This window comes from Bordetella tumulicola (assembly GCF_965138755.1).
GTDB lineage: Bacteria > Pseudomonadota > Gammaproteobacteria > Burkholderiales > Burkholderiaceae_B > Bordetella_A > Bordetella_A tumulicola.
In genome coordinates this window covers 90,288-108,638 of the sequence record NZ_CBCSFP010000011.1, presented here as the reverse complement: position 1 = coordinate 108,638, position 18,351 = coordinate 90,288, and the positions used below count along the sequence as shown (strand labels likewise).

Genomic DNA, 18,351 nt, shown 5'->3' with positions numbered 1-18,351 from the left:
AAGCACGAAAAGTCCTTGCACTGCAATCACTTACAAGGCCTGGTAAAGAAATGCTCAACAAGCAGATTCGCCAGGCGACGGCTGTCTCCATCACGTTGATCGTGTCAGCTAGCGATTTTTAAGCCCTTCCGCACAAGTTTTTCGTCGATCGCAATACGTCCGTCACACTCCCCCCGTAGTCTCTCGTCCGTTCCTGACGTTTCCCTGAAGAAACAAATCACACTCTACGAGGTCTACATGTCGTACTTGACAGATAAATTGCGTGCCCCGAGCCGCGACGCACGTGGCGAAATCATCGTCCCGGGTCAGATGCTTGAGGATATCGTTGCGGCCAACCCGGCTCGCCGCACGTTATTGAGGAACAGTATTGGTTTGTCGTTACTGTCCGTGTTCGGTGGCTCGCTGGCCGCCTGTGGCAGTAGCAGTGACGATGATGATGACGACAGCGACAACGATAATGGTAGCGGCGGCGAAACACCCGACACCCGATACGACGTCACCTTCAAGCCCCTGGACGATTTGATCACCGCGGATACCGTCACGGTGCCTGAAGGCTACCTGGTTGAAGTCCTCTATTCGGCTGGCGACAAATGCGCCATCGGCTCGATAGGCTATACCGGCGCCCCCCAATCCTATCCCGTCACGGAAACGCAGGCTGGCGGTCAACACGACGGAATGCACTTCTATCCCCTGGAAGGCGTAGACCCGAACAAGGGCGGTTTGCTGGTTCTCAACCACGAAAACGTCGACGGCGCCACGCTGAACCTGGACACTGAGCCCACCAAGACCAACCTGTCGAACGTCGGTGTATCCGTCATCGAAATCGTGCGTTCGGACGATGGCAAGTGGTCGGTCAACACGAATTCGAGCTACAACAAGCGTTACTCCGGCAACACCGTCTACAACGTCAGCGGCCCCGCTGCCGCCAAGGTTGGCTCGACCGTCGTCGGCACACTGAACAACTGTGCAAGCGGCCCGACCCCCTGGGGCACGTACCTGACTTGCGAAGAAACGACCGACAACTACTGGGACCCGACCCAAGCCGAAGAAGGCTACGGCTGGATCGTCGAGATCGACCCCTACGCGCCCAACGCCACGGCGGTCAAACGTACCGCCATGGGCCGTTTCGACCACGAAAACACCGCCTACATGCTGAACGACGACAACCGTGTCGCCTTCTATATGGGCGATGATGGCACGCCGGGTTGCATTTACAAGTTCATTCCCAGCAAGTCCTACGACCCCGCCAACCGTGCCAACAACAGCAGCCTGTTGGACGAAGGCACGTTGTACGTCGCTCGCTTCAACGATGACGGCTCGGGTAACTGGGTTGAACTGACCGCGGGCAAAAACGGCCTGACCGTCGGCGCCGTCGATCCGGGCAACTTCACGCAGGTTGCCCCGGGCACCTTGCCCGAATCGTCGATCATTGACTTCAAGACGCAATCCGACGTACTCATCAACACCAAAGCCGCTGCACGCGTCGCTGGCGGCACCCTGATGGATCGTCCGGAATGGGTCACTGTCGGGGTGGACAAGCGCGTTTACTGCACGCTGACCAACAACAGCAGCCGCAAGCGCACCAGCGCCGCCAACCCCCGCATCAACAACTCGCACGGTCATATCGTCCGTTGGCAAGAGTCCGGCGACTCCGCGCTGGCCACGACGTTCCAATGGGAAATGCTGCTGTTGGCGGGTCATGCCGAATCCGAAGGTCAACCCGAGAACGTCACCGGCAACATCAACGGCGACACGTTCTCCAGCCCCGACGGTCTGCGCATTGACCCCAAGGGCCGCCTGTGGGTTCAAACCGACTCGGGCGCTACCGGGTTCGGCAACAACTCCATGTACTACGTTGACCAAGAAACGGGTGAATCCAAGCGCTTCCTGGTAGGCCCTGGCGGCTGCGAAATCACCGGTATTGCTTACTCGCCGGACTTGACCGCATTCTTTATCAACATTCAGCACCCCAATATGGCGTGGAACACCGTGCGTCCGGAAGGCGGCGACGCCCGCTCGGCCACGATCGTGGTACGTCGCCAAGACGGCAAGCCTGTCGGCGCCTAAGCCAACACGCTCGCGATAGCAGGTCAAAAGGGATGGCGCCGCGAGGCGCCATCCCTTTTTTGCGTGGTCCGATTACGAAATAAATGCCTGCACAAAAATCAAATCGACGGACCCCCGAGCAGCCTGGCCCAAGAACGCAGTAACCTTTCATTATTGCCAGTGATTCAAGACCCCAAGGGTGCCAACGCACCCTTTTTATTTTAGAGATACCCATGAGTACCAACGCCGAACGCCTATGGTCGCGCCTGACCACACTCGCGACCAAGACCGAGCCCGACCGCCCCTGGACACGCCGTTCTTTCACACCCACATTTCTCGACGGTCGCCAGTGGCTGGCAGAGCAATTCGAGCAGGCCGGCTTGACCGTCAGTATCGACACCGGCGGTAACCTCATCGGTCGTCTCGCCGGCCGCAACCCGTCGCTCCCACCGATTTTGCTCGGATCGCACTCCGACAGCGTCCCGTCGGGCGGCCGCTTTGACGGCATCCTGGGCGTCATCGCGGCACTGGAAGTGGCGCAGTCTCTGCAAGAATGCGGCGAACAGCTGGAACACAACCTTGAGGTCATCGACTTTCTCGCCGAGGAACCCAGCGAATTCGGCCTGTCATGCATCGGCAGCCGTGCACTGGCCGGCAAGCTCGACGACACCATGTTGGCAGCCACCCGCGCGGACGGCACGACGCTGGGCGAGGCATTGCGCGGCGTGGGCGGCGATCCCGATCAACTCGACGCCGCCCGACGCGGCCCGAACAGCATCGCGGGATTTCTGGAACTCCACATCGAGCAAGGCAAAACGCTGGAAACGCGCCAATTGGATATCGGCGTGGTGACGGGCATTGCCGCGATTCGCCGCACGCGCGTCGCCGTGACAGGACGCGCCGACCACGCGGGTCAAACCCCGATGCGCGATCGCGCCGATGCCCTGGTCGGCGCCGCCCGCCTGATCGATGGCGCATATCGGGCCGCCCTCGCCGCCAGCACACCCGATATGCCGCTAGTCGCCACGATCGGTCGGGTCGAGCGCATTCGTCCCAATGCCGCCAACGCCGTGCCGGCCTATGTGGAATTGCTCCTGGAATGCCGTAGCGCAGACGAGGCCGCGGTTGCGACCTTTTGCGACGATCTCGTCACGCGATTAGCTCCTGAGTTCGAACAACTCGGCCTGACAATCGATACCGAAGTCGTGAGCCATGTACCGGCCACGCCGTGCGCCAATACCGTGCAACAAGTGATCGCCGAGACCGCTCAAGCGCTGGGCAAATCATTTTGCTCGCTACCCAGCGGCGCCGGACATGACGGCATGTTTGTCTCCCACCTCGGTCCTTTCGGCATGATCTTTGTCCCCTGCCTGGATGGTCGCAGCCACACGCCCGAGGAATGGCTGGAGCCCGAGCAGGCAGCCATCGGCGTCGAAGTCATGTACGAGACCGTCAAACGGCTGGACCGGGTGCTTTAAGAGGCGTCGTCGTCATCCAACCGCAGGGCAACATGCAACGCCCCGTCTTGTAATTTGACGGGGTAGGTTTTCACGGCGACCGTACACGGTGCGCCGACGGCCTCCCCCGTCTTCACATTGAACAAGCCCTGATGCAGCGGGCACTCGACGATTTCTCCGTCCAGAAATCCTTCGGAAAGGCTGCCGTGCCCATGCGTGCAGAGATCCGCGGTGGCGTAAAACTGATCATCGACCGCATAAAGCGCCACGCGCACGCCCCCCACATCGGCAGGCGCAGCGCCATAGGTTTCCAGATCGGCGGGCGTCACCGTCGTCGGTATCCAGGTCAGTGGGAATAGATGGGTAGCGTGTGTCATGCGGGATACACCAGGCTGTTGGGGATCATTTCGGAATCGAATACGACAATGCGTTCGGCCAGCCGTAGCCGGCCTTCGTCCACCACAATGTGGTCATGACAAACGCCGGCCAGCACAACGTCGGATTGCTTATCCAGCAATGTCTGGATGATGAGCAGGCTATGCCGCGCACGCACCCCGTTATCCGTCTCGGCCACGATGCGAGGCGCCGTCGGAAAACGCCGGTAGTAACGCGGCGCGTACATCTGTGTGCGCGTCAGGCCGGTAACACGGTCTTGCAACATGCCGCGACTCTCGGCCTGCATCGTACAGAGCGGATAGCCACGTTCATAGTTCTCGCGCGGGATCACGCGATATATGCAGGACGCCGTAAAAAAATCCGGCCAGTCGTGCAACCTGACATCGTCCAGCGCCGCATAGTAGTCATCGAAAAAATCGCGTACGGCATCACGCGTGATCGGCATCATGGAAACCGGCGCTTGAGGGCTCGTCGTCATAGGCCCATCACCTCTCGCCAATATCGATACATGCCTCGGACGGCGGTCTCCGTCACCTGATGATCGGTGGGCATGATGTCACGCCCGCCCATCTGCAGAATCATATTCGCCTCGGGCGACCCCGACGCGCCCTGCTGCGTCATCTCGATCACCTCGCCATCATCGGCCGACACGAAGCCGGCCGGCCCGAACATATTGGCCTGACGCGTGCGACGCAAGCGCATTTCCGGTGTGTCGTCGGCATAGCACCAGTGCGTCCAATGAAAATCGAAAGCACCAGGCCCCTTGGGCACGATTTGACGGGTCGTCAGCGAATTCACCTGCTGCTGCAGGATCACGCTCGGAAAAACGGTGATCATACCGACAGTCTCTTCGCCGGGGAATTCTTGCACGACGTCCAGAATGCGCGGATCAGCCAAGGCCAAGTCACCCTGGAAATTGCGCATGTCCCCGGTGACATCGTTGGCCTGCTGCTCGCCCTTTCGACTGATCAAAATACCGTGGCGTCCCGTGTCGTCCATATCCACGGCGGATTTTTGATCCGCGCGGAACAAACCGAAAGTCGCGAAGAACACATGCAGCAAACCCGCGTGATACGGGTCCTTGATGTTCTCCTGCATCAGCTTCCAATTACCCGGGATGTGCTGGCGGTTGTACCCCAGCACTTGCAGCTTGCGACCGTCATAGACCCGCGTGTAGTGCTTCCAGAAACGCTCGCCCAGGTATTCGCGAAACGAGGGCGTGTCGGCGGAAAATGTTGCCCACACCACGCCGTTGACGGCTTCTACGCGCAGCTTGCTCAGGCCGTTGGCGCCCAGATCAAAATCCGCCGGCATGCCTCCCTGGCGCCGCACGCCCCGACGAAACGGCACCCCTTGCAAGTCGCCATTCAAGGCGTAGGACCATTGATGATACGGACAGACCAGTTCCTCCGAGTGCCCGAACCGGGACTGGCAGAACTTCACGCCACGATGCGCACAGCGATTTTCCACCACGGAAATCTCATTTTCTGCGCTACGCACCATCACGACCGGCCGCTCGCCCAGTGTCGTGGTTTTCCAGTCGCCGACGTCAGGAATTTCACACTCCAGCCCGACATAAAGCCAATGTGGTCCGTACCAGATTTTTTGCAATTCCGCCTGATAGATGGCGGGATCCGAATACACCCAATAAGGCACGGCGGCATCGGCGTCAGCCGGCCAGGCCCGGGCCTGCGCGGGGTACGACAAGGCAGTCATAGCAGCCCCTCTGTCGGTGATTGATCGCGTGAATACCGCCTCATCGAACGGCATGTCTCCAAGCAGATCACTGTATTTCCGATATTCCTCAATGTCAAATGAATTGCATAATATGCATTCAAAAAACGATAGATCATATCCATGGGCAAAGCAATGCCGCGTCGCCATGGTTGGCGACCGTGCCACGCAAGAAAAGAAAATCAGACGGTGAAACTACACAGGGACTTGGCCACCGATGGCATCGCTGATTTGCCGGCACACGTGCGCCAACTGCGTTCGCAACGCAGCATCATGATCAGGCTCGAAGGCCTCGTTGGCGATCAGCGTCGCGACAAACAGCGCCTCGCCCTGCATATCAAAAATCGGCAACGCCGCCGCCCGCAGACCGGGAATCAAGGAACCACTCACCGAGGCATAGCCCTCTGCTCTGACTTGCTGCTTGATCCGTTTGACGTCAACCGCTTTCAAGCCGCGAACGGCCTTGAGTTCGTGCCGAGCCATTTCGCGCGTCACGCTTTCTGGTCGAAACGCCAGAAACACGTGCCCCGTCGCGGAGCGCAACAAAGGCAATGGAGACCCGGCCATTAAAGAGGTGATCACAGGCGGCGACCCCATCGCAAGGCGCACAATGACCGGGCCCGTAGGCGCCAACGCGGCTAACAACACCGTTCGCCCAGTATCCCGGACGAAAGCCGTGATCGACTCATTTGCCCTATTAAACGGATCGGTACGCGATAGCGCGGCCAACCCCAACCGCAGCGCGCCATCGCCCAAGTCATATCGTCCGGAATCCTGACGCTGGACCGCCATGCCGGTTGTCACCAAGCTGGCCAAATACCGATGCGTTTGCGACGAAGACAGACCGCAAGCCTTGGCAACCACCCCGAGCGCAGCAGGCCCGTCCTGCGCGGCCAGCGCGGCCAGCACACGCAGGCCAATCTCTACGGACTGAATCCCTTGACGGCGTGAAACCGGTTTCTGCTCTGCCACGTTGATGTCGTCCTGCGGTTAGGAGATTGTCGTGGCGATGATACCGGAAGGGCGATCACAGCGTCACGCCATCGCGGTTGATTCACCTAGGCCAGGTTCTCGACGTCGTGCCGATGCTCATGCTGCCCCATGCTGCACTTCGACGGTGACATGCGACAGTTCATGAATATGCGCGAGCAGCGCCTTGTAATCCGCTGGCTCCTGGGGTCCCTCGGCGATCAACGCGATAATCGCCGCGAAATGACCGGGGCCAACCTGCCAGACATGCAGATCCGTAACTTGGCTTCCCGTGCGCGCTATCGCCTCCCGAATCTCTTGCTGCACCTCCTGCCCCTCGTCACCCGCATCGAGCAGCACGCTACCCGAATCCCGGATCAGACCCCATGACCACCGGGCGATCACCAGCGCGNGNCCNCCCCCCCACGACCAGCCATAGCTCCTACCCAGCAGCAACGCGACGATCGCCAGAACGGAAGTCAGCGCATCAGCCAGCACATGCAAGTAAGCCGCGCGCAGGTTGTTGTCACGGCCTTTGCCTGGCGCATGATGGTCTTCATGGTGACTGTGGTGGTGATGGTCGTGACCATGATGGTGATGATGACCATGATGCGCGTGGTCGTCTCTCAATAGCCAGGCGCAGGCCAGATTGACGACCAGCCCCACGGCCGCCACAGCAATCGCCTGCTCGAAGTCAATATGGATAGGCTGAGTCAGGCGAACCAGACTCTCCCAACCAATCAGCAATGCAATCAAGGCCAGCAACACCGCACTGGCAAAACCGGCCAAATCGCCAAGCTTTCCCGTACCAAAGGTGAAACGCGGGTTGCGGGCATTTCGGCGTGCGAAGCGATACGCCAGCACCGTAATCAGCAGTGCGCCGGCATGGGTGGACATATGCCAGCCGTCGGCAACCAGCGCCATCGAGCCATAGATAGTGCCGGCAATGATTTCGACCAGCATCATGCTGGCCGTCAGGATGATCACCAGCCACACCTTGCGCTCATTACGCTGGTGATCGCTGCCAAGAAAGAAGTGATCGTGACTGGGGGTCGAAGGGTTGTAAGTTGTCATCAGGGCGTTCCTGGTATCTCGAAAAAACTGCCAGCGAGCAACCGATTCATTTCATGTAGGCCCGAATGACCTCGATCATGTCCTCGCCCCCTTGATGGCGCTCCTTATCCGTTTCCGCAACCAGGACATGCTCGCGCAGATGGTCTTCCATCATCTGCGCCGTCAGCCCGCCGACCGCGCCGCGGACGGACGCTATTTGACGCAGCACTTCAACACATGCCGCGTCTGCCTCCAAAGCGCGCTCGATACCCTCCAACTGCCCCTTGATACGGCGCACACGGGCGATCAGTTTGTCTTTCTGGCGGGAGGTATGGGCCATGGCAATGAGCAATCAAATATAACCTAGGGGACTATATTATAGTGCGGCCCTCAAATCCTGCGTACTGCAAGACTAAAAACGCTACCGACGCCACACCCGCTCGCCCTCCCGATACAATGACGGCATGAGTTCCGCCACAAAAAAATCCGCCGCCGACGCACTGCCCGGCCACACCCCGATGATGCAGCAATATCTTCGCCTTAAAGCCGAGGCGGGGCCCTTGCTGCTGTTTTATCGTATGGGCGACTTCTATGAGATGTTCTACGAAGACGCCGAACGCGGGGCTCGCTTGTTGGGCCTGACACTGACCAAGCGAGGCACATCGAACGGCACCCCCATTCCGATGGCGGGTCTGCCCGTGCACGCCATGGAGCAATACCTGGCACGCCTGGTCGCCCAAGGCGAATCCGTCGCTATCTGCGAGCAGATCGGTGACCCGGCCGCCGCCAAGGGTCCGGTCGAGCGTCGCATCGTGCGCATCGTGACCCCGGGCACGCTGACCGACGAGGCCCTGCTGCCCGCCAAGGCCGATCGTGCGCTCGCGGCGGTATGCATTAGCGGCAAGGCGCGTAATCAGCGGGCGGGCCTGGCCTGGCTGAATCTGGCGAGCGGCGAGTTCCGCGTGACCGAATGCGCCCCCGCCCAGATCGAATCCGAACTGCATCGTGTCGCCCCCGCCGAATTGGTCTACGCCGACAGCGCCGAGCTGCCACTGGCGTTCGATGGCGCACGCACGCGCGTCCCCGATTGGCATTTTGAAAGCGATGGCGCACGCGCCCATCTATTGGCCCATTTCAAGACCGATACCTTGTCGGGCTTTGATGTGGACGACATGCCCGCGGCCATTTGCGCCGCCGGTGCGTTGCTGCGCTATGCCGCACGCACACAATCGCAGGCACTGGCGCATGTGCAAAGTATCGCAGTCGACCGGCCCGGCCAGTATGTGCTGATGGACCCCGTCACGCGCCGCAATCTGGAACTCACGCAAACACTGAGCGGCGAGGAATCGCCCACTCTGTTTTCGTTACTCGACGCTTGCCAAACGCCGATGGGCAGTCGCCTGCTGCGGCGCTGGCTGCATCATCCACTGCGCGACAACGCGCCGGCACAAGCACGGCAACAGGCCATCACCGCCCTGCTGGCCGGCCAGCCGGATGTCGCACAAACCTTCGGTGCGGCAGACTTGCTGGAGACCCTACGCGACGCCCTGGACGCTTTCCCAGACGTCGAACGCATTGCCTCACGTTTGGCCCTGCGATCGGTGCGCCCTCGCGAACTGGCCAGCCTGCGAGACGCATTGGCTGCCCTGCCCGCGTTGCGCGAATTGATCCTCCCCATGGCAGGTACACCGCGTCTGGCGGATCTGGCCGCGTATTTGTCGCTGCCGCCTGAAATCGCGGACCTGCTCGGTCGAGCCATTGCCCAAGAGCCCGCCGTCGCGATACGCGATGGCGGCGTGATCGCCACGGGCTTTGATGCAGATCTGGATGAGTTGCGGGCGCTGGCCGCCGATGGCGGCGACTTTCTCGTGCAGCTTGAAGCCCGCGAACGCGAACGCACCGGCATCAGTAATCTGCGCGTCGAATTCAATCGCGTGCATGGTTTCTACATTGAGGTCACCAAGGGCCAAGTGGACAAAGTGCCCGAAGATTACCGTCGCCGTCAAACCCTCAAAAATGCCGAGCGCTACATCACGCCCGAACTGAAATCATGGGAAGACAAGGTGTTGTCGGCGCAAGATCGCTCGCTTGCACGCGAAAAATGGCTATACGAGCAAATCCTGGACGTGCTGGCTGAATACGTACGCCCGCTGTCGGATTGTGCTGGCGCCTTGGCCGAACTGGATACGCTGGCCGCGCTGGCCGAGCATGCGCGTCGCCACGGCTGGGTCGCCCCCGAACTCACCGAACAAGCGGATATCGACATCGAGGCCGGCCGTCATCCCGTCGTCGAGCACACGATTGAGCGCTTTACGCCCAATAGTTGCTCGCTGAATGCGACGCGTCGCATGCTGTTGATTACCGGTCCCAACATGGGCGGTAAATCGACCTATATGCGACAGATAGCCTTGATTGCGCTGTTGGCGCGCACAGGTAGCTTTGTTCCCGCGCAACGCGCCACGATCGGCAAACTGGACCGCATCTTTACGCGTATCGGCGCGGCTGACGATCTGGCGGGCGGGCGTTCGACCTTCATGATGGAAATGACGGAGGCAGCTGCGATATTGGCGGCGAGCACACCGCACAGTTTGGTTCTCATGGACGAGATCGGCCGAGGCACATCGACCTATGACGGTCTGGCGCTTGCCTGGGCCATCGCCCTGCGTCTGATCACGCACAACCAGGCGCTGACGCTATTTGCGACGCATTACTTTGAATTGACACGTTTACCCGCCGAGCAGCCCACCGCCGCTAACGTGCACTTGGCCGCGGCCGAATCGGCTGGCGGCATCGTGTTTTTGCACGAAGTCCACGAGGGCCCCGCCAGCCGCAGCTATGGAATACAAGTCGCACAGCGTGCAGGGATCCCCGCCGCTGTCATCCGCCACGCCTCGCGTGAACTCGAGCGCCTGGAAGCGCAGGGTGCCCCCACACCGCAACTGGGTCTATTTGCAGCCGCGCTCGATGCCGATGCGCAAGCCAGCGCAGCGAGCGACCAATCCGAAACCTCGGCCGCCCTGGATACCCTGCGCGACGAACTTACCCATATTGACCCCGACAGCCTGACGCCGCGCGAAGCGTTGGAAGCTCTTTATCGCCTGAAAGCCTGCCTGCCATGAATATCGACGAACCCTTGACCCTGCTGGGCGGCCTCAGCGCGTCTGACTTTATGCGTCGCTATTGGCAGCGCAAACCACTGCTGATACGCCAGGCTATTCCCCATTTCAAGCCACCGATCAGCATTGCCAATGTCAAGAAACTGTCTCGTCGCGACGATGTGCAATCTCGCCTGATCTGGCGTGAACAGGGCGTGTGGCAAATGGAGGACGGGCCCTTTGCCCGTCTGCCCAAAGTTGCCGAGCCCGACTGGACGCTGCTGGTGCAAAGCGTCGATCTGCACGACGATGCCGCCTCAGCGCTCTTGCAGGCGTTTCGATTTATCCCCGACGCGCGCCTGGACGATGTGATGATCAGCGTGGCCTCGGACGGCGGTGGCGTAGGTCCGCATTTCGACAGCTACGATGTGTTTTTGCTACAGGCATCAGGACGTCGTCGCTGGCGATATGGTCGCCAAAAAGACCTGACCCTGCAGGCCGGCCTGCCCCTGAAAATCCTCGAGAACTTCACCCCCGAAGAGGACGTTATTCTTGAACCCGGCGACATGCTGTATCTGCCGCCCCAAGTGGCGCATGACGGCATTGCCATTGGCGGCGACTGCATGACGATCTCGATTGGCTTTCGTGCACCGACGCAAGCCATCCTGGCCCGCGGACTGCTCGAGGCTGCGGCCGACCAAGCCATGGCGCGCGTGGGCCTGCTCGGCGGCCCCTACGGCGAACCCGCGCTGCCCGGCCCGCGACTGGACGCCGTCTATCGCGACCCCGGTCAACCCGCCGTGAAAACGCCCGCCGCATTACCCGACGGATTGGTGCAAGCCACGCTGGACACATTGGCCAAAGTACGTTTCGATGACGCACTCGCATCGCGCTTTCTGGGATGCTGGCTGACCGAGCCAAGTAATCTGAGCGTCTTTGATCCCTCGGCAGACGATATCGTCGACCTGGTCACGGACTGGCCCGAGAACGGCTACCTGGAACTGGATCGCCGCACTCGCATGCTGTATCGCGGCCGGCAACTATTCATCAATGGCGAAACCGCTACCGTCGTCGCACATCCTGCGTTACGCGCTCTGGCCGATGACCGTCGATTGCAATGTGGTGATTCTCGCTGCCGCCGACTCGATGACGAGACCCGCGAGTGCCTGACAGATTGGCTGGACGCAGGTTGGCTGCATTACCGGCCCAACCAGCGGTAAAGCCCCGATCAAAACAGGCCGTTTAACGAACGGCACTGCCGTACAGAGTAAAGGGCCTGCTTTTGCGCCAGACCAACATCAAATCGTATCCGTTTCGTTCGTAAAACCAAGGCGCCGGCATTTTTGACACATCAAGAAATATCCTACACGTATTAGTAAGGATTGTTACGTTTTAGATGCTACCGCTTTAATTTTCACACTCAAGTGGCAGCCTGATTCCTGTAGCCTGACTACTGGTTTCCCCTAATGGGATTCTGGTTTCCCAGTAGGGTCCGCATCATCGTCATTTCACAGGAGTCTGAATATGATCAGCAAAACCTTGATTCTTGCTTCGGTACTCGCCGTCGCGCTGACCGCTTGCGACAAGAAAGAAGACACCGCAGCACCGGGCTCCGAGCCCTCGACCTCGACGCCGGCACCGGCTACCCCGGCTCCCACCGAGCCTACGCCTGCACCGACGATGCCTGATAGCTCCAGCACGCCTGCGCCGGCTCCCGAGTCGGGCACGCCCGCTCCGGGCGGTAGCACGACGCCGGGATCGTAATAGCATTCGATCAGTCCCCTGGGGCGCCATGCCCCAGGGGCAAATAAAAAGGGCTGCGACAAATGTCGCAGCCCTTTTTATTTGCAGATGACGCTTCTGGAAATCAGAGCATCTTGTCCTTCAGGACGCCCAACATGCGCTGTGCCGTCGAACTGCTATCACGCTGACCGTTGGCATTAAGCACCGTGACCTGGGTTTGTCCACCGGATTCGGACAGATGGACGCGGTATTGCGTCGCCTGGGCCGGTTTGTCGCCCGAGAACATCCGGCTGAAAAAGCCCGGTTCCTCTTGCTGAGCGCCGGTATCCGTATCCACATAGCGCACGAAATAGTCACCTGCGGAGCGATCGCGATCATCGACAGCGAAGCCACCCGAGTCCAGGGCAACGCCCACGCGGCGCCAAGCGCGATCAAACGACTCGTCAACGATGAGCATGGCACCATCGGCGCGCACGTCCTGTTGAATCACCGGCGACTGAGGCGAAGCCTCGGCCTGTGCCACGAGCTTGCGGGCACTGTCGACGTCGGTACCCAGATACACCATCAGGCGAGCCAGCATCGCGGCATTCAGACCTGGGTCTTCTTTGCCGTGCTCCCACTGAACCTGACCCTCGTCAGCCCCAACGCGCTTCTCGAGCATTTGCTCATGCGAGATATAAATCTCGGTGCGTCCATTGACGCGCTCGAGACGCGTTCGGAACTTCTCGCGTTCGCCGCTATCCCACACCGAGTCCAGCACGGCACCCAGCGCCTGACGTAGCCAGCTTTCGGGGATTTTGGCGCGGTTTTCCGCCCAATTGGTCACGATCAGGCCCGCCTTGGGGTCATTGGTCGCGACGCTAAAGCCCGTATCTGTCCAGAAGTCGACGACTTTGGGGAAGACGTCTTCGGGAGCGCGATCAACCACCAGCCAGCGCAAATCCCCATCACGCTCGACACGCATGTCGTCGCGCTGTGGCAGCACGTTGCTGGTCTGCGACGAGCTTGCCACCTGCTGCTGACCCTGCTGTTGATACTCCGAAAATGTCGTGCTGCCCGATGAGGGGGCACGATAACGGGGATCGCTAGACGCTTGAGTCAAATCGGGGGGAATGCTCAGCGGCTCGCCGCGTCGCGTGCTTTTGTAGTCGACCGAATCTTCGTTGCCGAGAAATTCATTCACATCGCTGCAACCCGCCAGCAATGCCAGAGCCATCAATGCCGACGCAGCGGCATGACGTTGGTTCATACGCATCCTCACTTAATTTAGAGCAGACCCGTTTCCTGGAGTGCGAGGCGAACCGTATCATGATGCTGCGCGCCAAGCGCTACCAGCGGTAACCGGTAACCCAACGCAGTACGGCCCATCTGGGCAAGCGCCCATTTCACAGGAATAGGATTGGCCTCGACAAACAAGGCTTTGTTAAGACGAGCCAGGTATGCGTTAAGTTCACGCACCTTGGGTACATCGCCCGCCAGGGCAGCGGTACAGAGATCATTCATGAGCCGGGGAGCGACATTGGCAGTCACGGAAATATTGCCTCGCGCGCCCAGCAGAATGAGCGCGGCCGCCGTGGGATCATCCCCGCTGAATATCTGAAAATCAGCAGGCGCCTCGCGCAGCAACAACGCCCCGCGGCCGATATCGCCGGTGGCGTCCTTGATGCCGATGATGCCCGGGATTTGCGCCAAACGCAGCACCGTTTCGTTACTCATGTCAGCCACGGTACGGCCCGGCACGTTGTACAGCACCGTCGGCAGGTCAACCGCCTCGATAATGGCGCGAAAATGCTGGTAGAGCCCTTCCTGAGATGGCTTGTTGTAGTACGGCACGACCGACAGGCCCGCCTGCGCGCCCACGCGTTTGGCGTGCCGGGCCAGATGAATCGCCTCGTCGGTGGAGTTTGCCCCCACGCCCGCGATCACCGGGATGCGACCGGCCGCGTGCTCTACGGCGACCCGGATCAATTCGGCGTGCTCTTCCATCGACACGGTGGGTGACTCGCCCGTGGTGCCGACCACGACCAGCGCGCTAGTCCCTTCGGCAACGTGCCAATCGATCAGGGACCGATACGCCGGGTAATCCAGGCTGCCATCGGGCTGCATAGGGGTGGCCAGCGCCACCATACTGCCCTGAAAAGTAATCATTGAGGAATCGGGGGATGCCATGAAAAGGGCTCCGGACCCGGGGCGGTATGCCCCGGACAAGAAACTGGATCAATCGAACCGTTGAGTTTACCGGAATATTGGCAATTACAAGAACCAAGATACGACAGCCGTCCCCAATTCCATGAAAGGCCGCATCAGCGTCCATAGCACATCCGTGGCCAGCAGCACCACCACGATCAATAATCCGTAGGGCTCTATCCGCCCGTATTGCCACGCCCAGCGATTGGGCAGCAGACTGAATACGACGCGCCCGCCATCCAGCGGCAGGATAGGCAACAGATTCAGTGCCATCAGTACCAGATTGACGTTGATGCCCGCCATACCTACCTGATACCAATAACCTTCCTCAATACCGGCGGCCAGGAACAGGCGCATGGAGATGACCCACAAAATGGCCATCAACAAATTGGCGGCGGGACCGGCCAGGGCGACCCATAGCATGTCCTGCTTGGGCCGGCGCAGACGCCCGAAATCAACGGGCACCGGTTTGGCCCAACCAAACAACATACCCGGCCCGCCCATCAACTTGGACATCAGCAGGATCGCGACCGGAACCAGAATGGTGCCAACGGGATCAATGTGCCGTATGGGGTTCAGCGTAATGCGACCGGCCTGCTCGGCCGTGGGGTCACCGAACATCCGCGCCACGTAACCGTGGGCGGCTTCGTGCAGGGTGATCGCAAAAATGACGGGAATCGCGTAGATCGCGAGAGACTGAATAAGATCGGACATGAGGCGCCGTGTTTGAGCTATCTAGATCAGGCCAGGCCCAGCGTAGCGGGGTCACCCCGGCCACGGCGCAGCACAGTGGGCTCGTCGCCGGTCAAATCAATGACCGTGGTCGGAGATTGCAAGCAGGCGCCCGCGTCGATGACCGCGGCCAATTCGTGGGCGTAACGCTCGCGAATTTCCTCGGCATCGTTGAGCGCCTCGTCTTCATCCTGGGGAATCAGCGTCGTCGATAGCAACGGCGCACCGACCTGCTCCAGCAAGGCCAGCGTCACGGCGTGCTCCGGCACCCGGATACCGATGGTTTTGCGAGACGGGTGAGAGACCCGGCGTGGCACTTCGCGCGTCGCCTCGAGAATGAAAGTCCAGGGACCGGGTGTCGCGACCTTGAGCAGCCGGTACTGGCGGTTGTCAACGCGCGCAAAATGGCCAATTTCCGCCAGATCACGACATAAGAGTGTCAAATGGTGACGCTCATCCAACCCGCGCAACCGGCGCAGTGCATCGGCCGCCGTCTTGTCATCAAGGTGGGCAACCACTGCATAGCTAGAGTCGGTAGGTACCGCCACCAGCCCGCCTTCATTGAGCCACTGCGCGGCCTGCTTGAGCAGGCGCGGTTGCGGATTGTCAGGATGAATAGATAAAAATAGTGCCATAGGTTTATCCTAGCATCCTTAGCGCTCGCTCAGGAGAAACAACATGCGCATGGACGATTCGCGGGAAAGTAAAAATATCGAAGATCGCCGTTCGAGCGGCCCCCGTTTCGGAGGGCGCCGCGGCTCTATCGGTATCGGCACTATCGTACTGGCTCTGGTCGCCATTTATTTTGGGGTAGATCCTTCGGTCGTACTGCAAATGGCCGACGGCACAGCGCCAGTCCAACAACAACAAACCTCAACGCAGCCTCCTGCGGACGACCCGCAAACCCGCTTTGTCGCCAAAGTCCTGGGCGAGACAGAGGATGTCTGGAGCACGATTTTCCAGCAAAACCTCAATCGCCAATACGTCGCCCCAAAAATGGTCCTGTTCCGGGGAGCAACACCAACCGCCTGCGGCACCGGCCAAGCCGCCATGGGGCCGTTCTATTGTCCCGGCGATAGCAAAGTCTATATCGATTTAAGTTTTTTCGACGAAATGACACGTCAATTGAACGCGCCGGGTGACTTTGCCCAAGCCTACGTGATCGCCCACGAAGTCGGCCATCACGTCCAACACCTGTTGGGAATTTCCGATCAGGTCGACCAACTGCGTCAACGCAACCCCGGCCAGGCCAATGCCTTGTCGGTACGCATGGAACTCCAGGCGGACTGCTTCGCGGGCCTGTGGGCGCGCCAGGCAGACCAGGCGCGCAACATCCTCGAAGAAGGTGATATCGAAGAAGGCCTGAACGCGGCCACGGCCATTGGCGACGACACACTACAAAAGAAAAGCCAGGGCCACGTAGTGCCGGATGCCTTTACGCATGGCTCGTCGGCACAACGCGTGACGTGGTTCAAGCGCGGCCTGGACAGCGGCGACCTGCGTCAATGCGATACGTTCTCGAGTAAGAGCCTCTAACCCCCCACAGCCTGCCGGGATCGCCATGTTCTTGTAATATTACGGCCCTCTTGGTGCGCCACGTTGGCGCGCCATCTGAACAACACAGCCACTACCGGTGCATGGCCACTAAGCAAGCCCCCCTCATTACCCCGGCGGAAGTCCGCGAAATCCTGGCAGAGCCCAAGGAAACCGCCAAAGCGGTGACCTGGGCGCCTCGCCCGTCGCCCGGACAAGCCCAATGGATGGAGTACGTCTCGTCCTGCCGTCTGCGCGGCGAGACACGCGACGACATCATTTTTCGCGCACTGTATCGCCCGGCACGCACTGCCGTTCATGGTCAAGCCATCATGACGGTGACCGAGGCATGCTCGGCCAGCCTGTTCGTCGGACCGCACCGTGTACTGGGCGTCGATACCAACGATGCCTACCACACGAACCTGGCCGGCAAGGACCTCCCGTTCTATCGCAACGTGCTGAATCATCGCACCCATTTGCATCAGTGGCACCACGAGGGCGAAGGCTACGCCGAGCCGCTCGAGACCGCGTTAAACGACATTGCCTCCTTGATTCCTTATTTTCTCCAACGCGCTAACCTGACCCTGGCGGGAGGCTTTGCCCATCCCCTGAAGGGACGCCAAATCGAATTTCTCATATGACCGCGTTTTTACCCCCTGCCGGCTGGACTATCGTGCCCGCCGGTGAACGCGCCATACGCGCGATCACTCCCGTTGCCATGGGACTGGACGGCCAACATGCCTCCTTCCTCATCGCGCATCCCGACGACGAATCGTTCTTTCTGACCGATGCCGGCGAAGCCGCGATGCACGCCGCGACCTATGGTGTTGATCTCAACGCCAAACGCCTGGATCAATTGAATCAAACGCCGGGCCTCAGCGTTGCCGGCTTCGACCATAGCGGCGCCATCACCGCCTCGGGCCCGCTGGCGCAATTGCAGGATGCCCTGTGGGATGCCATCAAGCTCACTACGGCCCTCACCTTTCAATGCGGACAGTGGATGCCGAAATTCAGCCGGTTGCGATTTCGCGCGGAAGTTGGCCGCACCCTGGCCGAAGCGGTTGGCGCCGACCGCCTGATGCAAGGCGCCAAAGCCAGCAGCAGCAGCGGCCACACGGCCGAGTTTGCTTATGCCGTACGCAGTGCTGCCGGAGCATCCCTGACCTTTATCGAGCCAATCGCCCTCAAGGCAGGCAAGAAAATCGACTGGACGCAGGTCTATCAAACCCACGGCAAGATGTCGGATGTCAAAATGGTCGACGCTGAAAATAGTCGGCTGGTGATCCTCGAAGACGGCGCCGCCGCCGAGGAATTCAACAAGGCCGTCTCCATCCTGGAGCAATCGGCCATCGTCCGGCCGCTAGGCAAGGCTCGCAGTTGGAGCGAGATCTTCGCTAACTAAGGAT

The 18,351-nt window shown here is 60.2% G+C and carries 18 protein-coding genes and 1 pseudogene; 8 read left to right on the top strand and 11 right to left on the bottom strand.

Translation table 11 applies throughout. The annotated features are described in order from the left end of the window. The first annotated feature begins 237 nt into the window (after window positions 1-237). Together ACNAZS_RS21720 and ACNAZS_RS21715 are read left to right on the top strand one after the other, a co-directional pair. Window positions 238-2,067, top strand: a complete 1,830-nt coding sequence (locus tag ACNAZS_RS21720; protein ID WP_415792604.1) for a PhoX family protein — start codon at window positions 238-240, stop codon at window positions 2,065-2,067. 212 nt (window positions 2,068-2,279) lie between these two features. Then, window positions 2,280-3,524 (top strand): Zn-dependent hydrolase, encoded by a 1,245-nt coding sequence (locus tag ACNAZS_RS21715; RefSeq protein ID WP_415792603.1) that lies wholly within the window; start codon window positions 2,280-2,282, stop codon window positions 3,522-3,524. Here the strand turns inward: ACNAZS_RS21715 and ACNAZS_RS21710 are convergent. The 7 genes and pseudogenes from ACNAZS_RS21710 to ACNAZS_RS21680 form a co-directional block, all read right to left on the bottom strand. Next, entirely contained in the window at window positions 3,521-3,880 is a 360-nt protein-coding gene (locus ACNAZS_RS21710; protein ID WP_415792602.1) for a non-heme iron oxygenase ferredoxin subunit, read from the bottom strand. The two genes, ACNAZS_RS21715 and ACNAZS_RS21710, sit on opposite strands and share 4 nt — an antisense overlap. Continuing rightward, window positions 3,877-4,377, bottom strand: coding sequence for an aromatic-ring-hydroxylating dioxygenase subunit beta (locus ACNAZS_RS21705; RefSeq protein WP_415792601.1), 501 nt, complete (start codon window positions 4,375-4,377; stop codon window positions 3,877-3,879). Before ACNAZS_RS21705 ends, ACNAZS_RS21710 begins: the two co-directional genes overlap by 4 nt. Continuing rightward, window positions 4,374-5,615 carry an aromatic ring-hydroxylating dioxygenase subunit alpha gene (locus ACNAZS_RS21700; protein ID WP_415792600.1) on the bottom strand — a complete coding sequence of 414 codons (1,242 nt, stop codon included), beginning with the start codon at window positions 5,613-5,615 and terminating at the stop codon, window positions 4,374-4,376. The genes ACNAZS_RS21705 and ACNAZS_RS21700 overlap by 4 nt, the downstream gene beginning before the upstream one ends. A 213-nt stretch (window positions 5,616-5,828) precedes the next feature. After that, window positions 5,829-6,605 carry an IclR family transcriptional regulator gene (locus tag ACNAZS_RS21695; RefSeq protein ID WP_415792599.1) on the bottom strand — a complete coding sequence of 259 codons (777 nt, stop codon included), beginning with the start codon at window positions 6,603-6,605 and terminating at the stop codon, window positions 5,829-5,831. Window positions 6,606-6,722: 117 nt separating this feature from the next. Continuing rightward, a pseudogene (locus tag ACNAZS_RS21690) lies at window positions 6,723-7,014 on the bottom strand (cation transporter); the annotation flags it as partial. 6 nt (window positions 7,015-7,020) lie between these two features. After that, the coding region (gene dmeF / locus ACNAZS_RS21685; RefSeq protein WP_415792598.1) for a CDF family Co(II)/Ni(II) efflux transporter DmeF at window positions 7,021-7,676 on the bottom strand (656 nt) is incomplete at its 3' end. Between the two features lie 46 nt (window positions 7,677-7,722). After that, window positions 7,723-7,995 (bottom strand): metal/formaldehyde-sensitive transcriptional repressor, encoded by a 273-nt coding sequence (locus ACNAZS_RS21680; RefSeq protein ID WP_415792597.1) that lies wholly within the window; start codon window positions 7,993-7,995, stop codon window positions 7,723-7,725. 124 nt (window positions 7,996-8,119) lie between these two features. Here ACNAZS_RS21680 and mutS point away from each other — a divergent pair, with 124 nt between their 5' ends. The 3 genes from mutS (at window position 8,120) to ACNAZS_RS21665 (ending at window position 12,514) form a co-directional block, all read left to right on the top strand. Then, window positions 8,120-10,774 (top strand): DNA mismatch repair protein MutS, encoded by a 2,655-nt coding sequence (mutS, locus tag ACNAZS_RS21675; RefSeq protein ID WP_415792596.1) that lies wholly within the window; start codon window positions 8,120-8,122, stop codon window positions 10,772-10,774. After that, window positions 10,771-11,970: a JmjC domain-containing protein gene (locus ACNAZS_RS21670; RefSeq protein WP_415792595.1), complete on the top strand. Its 1,200-nt coding sequence runs from the start codon at window positions 10,771-10,773 to the stop codon at window positions 11,968-11,970. The genes mutS and ACNAZS_RS21670 overlap by 4 nt, the downstream gene beginning before the upstream one ends. A 304-nt stretch (window positions 11,971-12,274) precedes the next feature. Then, a complete protein-coding gene (locus tag ACNAZS_RS21665) occupies window positions 12,275-12,514 on the top strand; it encodes an endopeptidase (protein ID WP_415792594.1) in 240 nt (79 codons plus the stop codon). 103 nt (window positions 12,515-12,617) lie between these two features. Here ACNAZS_RS21665 and bamC read toward each other — a convergent pair whose 3' ends face one another. The 4 genes from bamC to ACNAZS_RS21645 form a co-directional block, all read right to left on the bottom strand. Continuing rightward, on the bottom strand, window positions 12,618-13,748 hold the full coding sequence (gene bamC, locus ACNAZS_RS21660; RefSeq protein WP_415792593.1) for an outer membrane protein assembly factor BamC: 1,131 nt from the start codon (window positions 13,746-13,748) through the stop codon (window positions 12,618-12,620). Window positions 13,749-13,759: 11 nt separating this feature from the next. Further along, window positions 13,760-14,662, bottom strand: coding sequence for a 4-hydroxy-tetrahydrodipicolinate synthase (gene dapA, locus ACNAZS_RS21655; RefSeq protein WP_415792592.1), 903 nt, complete (start codon window positions 14,660-14,662; stop codon window positions 13,760-13,762). An 84-nt stretch (window positions 14,663-14,746) separates the two neighbouring features. Continuing rightward, window positions 14,747-15,394 carry a site-2 protease family protein gene (locus ACNAZS_RS21650; protein ID WP_415792591.1) on the bottom strand — a complete coding sequence of 216 codons (648 nt, stop codon included), beginning with the start codon at window positions 15,392-15,394 and terminating at the stop codon, window positions 14,747-14,749. Between the two features lie 26 nt (window positions 15,395-15,420). Continuing rightward, window positions 15,421-16,047: an L-threonylcarbamoyladenylate synthase gene (locus ACNAZS_RS21645; protein WP_415792590.1), complete on the bottom strand. Its 627-nt coding sequence runs from the start codon at window positions 16,045-16,047 to the stop codon at window positions 15,421-15,423. Window positions 16,048-16,090: 43 nt separating this feature from the next. On the opposite strand from ACNAZS_RS21645, the gene ypfJ reads away from it, so the two are divergent. From ypfJ to ACNAZS_RS21630, 3 genes are all read left to right on the top strand, one after another. Continuing rightward, the gene (gene ypfJ / locus ACNAZS_RS21640) at window positions 16,091-16,948 is read left to right on the top strand and encodes a KPN_02809 family neutral zinc metallopeptidase (protein ID WP_415792589.1); all 858 of its coding nucleotides are present in this window, start codon (window positions 16,091-16,093) and stop codon (window positions 16,946-16,948) included. A 101-nt stretch (window positions 16,949-17,049) separates the two neighbouring features. Next, on the top strand, window positions 17,050-17,586 hold the full coding sequence (locus ACNAZS_RS21635) for a hypothetical protein (RefSeq protein ID WP_415792588.1): 537 nt from the start codon (window positions 17,050-17,052) through the stop codon (window positions 17,584-17,586). After that, window positions 17,583-18,347 (top strand): DUF1828 domain-containing protein, encoded by a 765-nt coding sequence (locus ACNAZS_RS21630; RefSeq protein ID WP_415792587.1) that lies wholly within the window; start codon window positions 17,583-17,585, stop codon window positions 18,345-18,347. The genes ACNAZS_RS21635 and ACNAZS_RS21630 overlap by 4 nt, the downstream gene beginning before the upstream one ends. The last annotated feature ends 4 nt before the right edge of the window (window positions 18,348-18,351 follow it).

Bases quoted from the DNA above. Each gene is read 5' to 3' on its own strand.
- dapA (WP_415792592.1), bottom strand. From the start codon at position 14,662: ATGGCATCCCCCGATTCCTCAATGATTACTTTTCAGGGCAGTATGGTG.
- ACNAZS_RS21650 (WP_415792591.1), bottom strand. From the start codon at position 15,394: ATGTCCGATCTTATTCAGTCTCTCGCGATCTACGCGATTCCCGTCATT.
- ACNAZS_RS21670 (WP_415792595.1), top strand. From the start codon at position 10,771: ATGAATATCGACGAACCCTTGACCCTGCTGGGCGGCCTCAGCGCGTCT.
- ACNAZS_RS21715 (WP_415792603.1), top strand. From the start codon at position 2,280: ATGAGTACCAACGCCGAACGCCTATGGTCGCGCCTGACCACACTCGCG.
- ACNAZS_RS21705 (WP_415792601.1), bottom strand. From the start codon at position 4,377: ATGACGACGAGCCCTCAAGCGCCGGTTTCCATGATGCCGATCACGCGT.
- ACNAZS_RS21710 (WP_415792602.1), bottom strand. From the start codon at position 3,880: ATGACACACGCTACCCATCTATTCCCACTGACCTGGATACCGACGACG.
- ACNAZS_RS21720 (WP_415792604.1), top strand. From the start codon at position 238: ATGTCGTACTTGACAGATAAATTGCGTGCCCCGAGCCGCGACGCACGT.
- ACNAZS_RS21635 (WP_415792588.1), top strand. From the start codon at position 17,050: ATGGCCACTAAGCAAGCCCCCCTCATTACCCCGGCGGAAGTCCGCGAA.
- ACNAZS_RS21645 (WP_415792590.1), bottom strand. From the start codon at position 16,047: ATGGCACTATTTTTATCTATTCATCCTGACAATCCGCAACCGCGCCTG.
- ACNAZS_RS21665 (WP_415792594.1), top strand. From the start codon at position 12,275: ATGATCAGCAAAACCTTGATTCTTGCTTCGGTACTCGCCGTCGCGCTG.
- ypfJ (WP_415792589.1), top strand. From the start codon at position 16,091: ATGCGCATGGACGATTCGCGGGAAAGTAAAAATATCGAAGATCGCCGT.
- bamC (WP_415792593.1), bottom strand. From the start codon at position 13,748: ATGCGTATGAACCAACGTCATGCCGCTGCGTCGGCATTGATGGCTCTG.
- mutS (WP_415792596.1), top strand. From the start codon at position 8,120: ATGAGTTCCGCCACAAAAAAATCCGCCGCCGACGCACTGCCCGGCCAC.
- ACNAZS_RS21680 (WP_415792597.1), bottom strand. From the start codon at position 7,995: ATGGCCCATACCTCCCGCCAGAAAGACAAACTGATCGCCCGTGTGCGC.
- ACNAZS_RS21700 (WP_415792600.1), bottom strand. From the start codon at position 5,615: ATGACTGCCTTGTCGTACCCCGCGCAGGCCCGGGCCTGGCCGGCTGAC.
- ACNAZS_RS21630 (WP_415792587.1), top strand. From the start codon at position 17,583: ATGACCGCGTTTTTACCCCCTGCCGGCTGGACTATCGTGCCCGCCGGT.